Source organism: Vibrio sp. RM-69-4, from assembly GCF_024743775.1.
Taxonomy (GTDB): domain Bacteria; phylum Pseudomonadota; class Gammaproteobacteria; order Enterobacterales; family Vibrionaceae; genus Vibrio; species Vibrio anguillarum.
Genome location: NZ_JAMQXI010000004.1, coordinates 1 through 3,092 on the forward strand (window position 1 = coordinate 1; position 3,092 = coordinate 3,092).

Genomic DNA, 3,092 nt, shown 5'->3' on the forward strand with positions numbered 1-3,092 from the left:
AAAAGTGCTCATTTGCCGACAACATAAAACGAATGGCCGGAGAAACCTAAAAAGATTGAACTCCTAAATTTACCTGAGTTGCATAACGCCCGCCTAAGGGGCTGGCAACGCATAACACAAAACTCAAACACAACAACCGTAACCACCGCGGCTCAATGGGACTGGAAACGCCACGCGTTGACAGTCCCTCTTGAGGCGTTTGTTATGTTTCTGGCCACGATGTACGATCTAAGCCATAAACCGCATGATCTACGATGCGACCATTTAAGTTTTCTGCACGAGTAATTGTCCCCTCAAGCACGAATCCTAAACGCTCACACACGTTTCGACTTGGCTGATTTCCCGTTGCAGCCGATATTTGAACTTTTTCCATGTCCAAGTCGGTAAATGCAACGTCTATCAGTTTCAGCACTGACCTACTAACGATCCCTTTACCTTGATAGTCAGAGCTTAACCAATAACCCATTTCCACTTTTTTCAGTTGATAGCTAATGCTGTTAAAACTTATGTTTCCGACCAATTTGTCTTTATAAATCATGCCACAAACAAGCGATTTACCATCGGCATAATCATGTAATGAGCGTTTGATAAAACTTAGGAAGAACTCTTCGCTGTTTGCATGAGGAGGCCACGCTAACCATTGGCTCAAATACTCACGCTCTCTACTAACAATTTCGAGATATTGAGGCGCAAATTTAGGATCAACCAAAGCAAGCTTTAGGTCTGTATCAACATCCAATGTAAACATGATTTCCTCTTATGAAACATAACGCCCGGCTAAGGGGTTGACAACGCACCGCCGAACTCAAAAAACACACTGTAAACGCTGAACTTCAATTTTGCACCAAAGCCGCCACGCGTTGGCAATCCCTCTTGAGCCGTTTGTTAGCTGCTGCACTTTAGCCTGAGATTTGCTACCCAACGGCCTAATTTAAAACACATTATTGTTTTCAAGCGACAAAGTAAAACGGACAACTGAGAAACTAAAACCTAACCCACGAAACGCACTTGGCAAAGAAGAAATAACAGCAAAACTTGACGAGTTTCTAGAGCTTAAATTTACAAAGAATCCTTTCGAAGAAGCCAACAACCAAGTGCGCGAAATCCATTTAAGCGCGAAAGAGCTTCAAAACCAAAGAAGCCACACCAAAGAAATAAACAAGCACATCACTTCCCGTAAGAAGGCTTCGGTTAGTTCAAACACTTCACGAACAGTGCCACTGGCGAGATACATGGAAAAGTGCTGACTTTCAGGTGTAAAGCTAGAGCCTCTGACTAAGAAAAATAAGCGCTTAATTTTATGGTTTTTCTTAACCTCAGCTAACGCCCGCTTAAGGGGCAGACAACGCTACTACCAACTTACCGCATAACACCGTAATCACCAAAACCAACGCATAGTAAAAATGCCGCGCGTTGGCAGTCCCTCTTGAAGCGTTTGTTATGCCTTAGACACAGCCTCAAAATCGACTTTTTTACCATTCACATTCTTTGATAACGCTTTACTTAATTCCATAATATTTTCCATCAATTTAGGATCGAAATCTGAAGTGTTCTTTTTTGTAAATGCGCTATCTGTACTAATATTCCAATGTTGAAACGCTTCTTTTACTTGATCCCAACTAGCATTTGCACCATATGCCTCTAAATAAAACTTCCCAAAGTTAATAGCATGCCTACGCTCAGAATTTTTCAACGATTCATGCATATAAGAATTGCTAAAAATAAAGGCATAGCGAGCAAGTGCAATAAACATTGTAATGACAACTAACCCTCTAAATAAAATATAAAGGAAGTATGTCCAACTAAATATCTGTACATTATGAAAGTTTTCCAGCCCATAAAATGTCGAAACAACCATAAATAGGACACCACATACAATAGATATAGCACCAATAAAAGACCACATCTTAGCTAGCCAGTGAAAACTATTTTCTTTTGATTCCAAACCAGTTAAAGCAGTAATTACATAATCTTGAGATTTAATCTCAATTTGTTTTCTATTTTCTTCTGTATATTTTTCTTTTTCCTGCTGTAGTTCAATATACGCTATTTCTAGACGATTCTCTTTTTCAGCAATTTCTTTTTCTTTATGCTCCATGAATGCATTTAATTCATTTTTCTGGTCTCGTAATTGAGCCTCTAAATTCTGTCTCCGTAAAAGTAACTCCCTTTCACGTTCCTCATAAATGCTTTCCCGCTCACGAGCTTCAATCATGAGCTCCTTCTCGTGTCTCATTTGCTCTTGCTTCAAACGTTGCCGATTGTCGTTTAATTCTTTTTCTTGTGCATGCAATAGAGCCTGTTGCTGAGCAATTTGCTGCTGAAGCATATGTTGCCTTTCATTTAACTCTTCATATGCCAAGTAATATTCTCTATTCTTACGCTTTTCATCCTCTCCGTGTACATTACGGAGTATCTCTTCATTTGCCATATTTCTTTCCTATGTATAACTGAGGCATAACGCCCGGCTAAGGGGTTGACAACGCACCGCCGAACTCAAAAAACACACCGTAAGCACTGAATTTCAATTTTGCACTAAAGTCGCCACGCGTTGGCAATCCCTCTTGAGCCGTTTGTTATGCAAATTCAATGAGATAAACAGAATTTACACGGCCAAAAGCCACAATTGCAATGGTTGAGTGATTCAAGAATCAACCCAAGCAAGAACTGTGATAAATGAGCCGCCAAAACAAAGTCCACCTTTCAGCACCAAACCAAGCTTTTGTGTCAGGAAAACTCAACGAGCGAAACCTTCAGCAAAAGCAAAATGCTCGATTAACTTGCCCTTTCCACTTTAAGCACGCTGAATTGGCAACAAACCAGCACTAAAACTGATTGAGGCAAACAAAGAACCTTGCCTGTTTTACGGTTTGAGTTAACCACGAATTTGAGGGTGAAAGTGCTCATTTGCCGACAACACAAAACGAATGGCCGGAGAAATCCCACAAGATTGAACCCCTAATTTTACCTGAGTTGCATAACGCCGCGTTAAGTAGTGAGCAACGCTACCACGAAACCTAACCATACCACCTTAAACACAAGACCCAACGATGGAATGAAAAATGCCAAGCGTTGGGAATCTGTCTTAAACG

Annotated in this window: 2 protein-coding genes; both read right to left on the bottom strand. The window is 40.6% G+C overall.

The window, feature by feature from the left end; genetic code table 11:
* Positions 1 to 202: 202 nt before the first annotated feature.
* The gene (locus tag NB504_RS00035; protein ID WP_002033333.1) at positions 203 to 748 is read right to left on the bottom strand and encodes a GNAT family N-acetyltransferase; all 546 of its coding nucleotides are present in this window, start codon (positions 746 to 748) and stop codon (positions 203 to 205) included.
* A gap of 690 nt (positions 749 to 1,438) precedes the next feature.
* The gene (locus NB504_RS00045) at positions 1,439 to 2,431 is read right to left on the bottom strand and encodes a hypothetical protein (RefSeq protein ID WP_258428049.1); all 993 of its coding nucleotides are present in this window, start codon (positions 2,429 to 2,431) and stop codon (positions 1,439 to 1,441) included.
* Between the last annotated feature and the right edge of the window lie 661 nt (positions 2,432 to 3,092).

Coding starts and splice junctions, on each gene's coding strand:
- NB504_RS00045 (WP_258428049.1), bottom strand. CDS start 2,431: ATGGCAAATGAAGAGATACTCCGTAATGTACACGGAGAGGATGAAAAG.
- NB504_RS00035 (WP_002033333.1), bottom strand. CDS start 748: ATGTTTACATTGGATGTTGATACAGACCTAAAGCTTGCTTTGGTTGAT.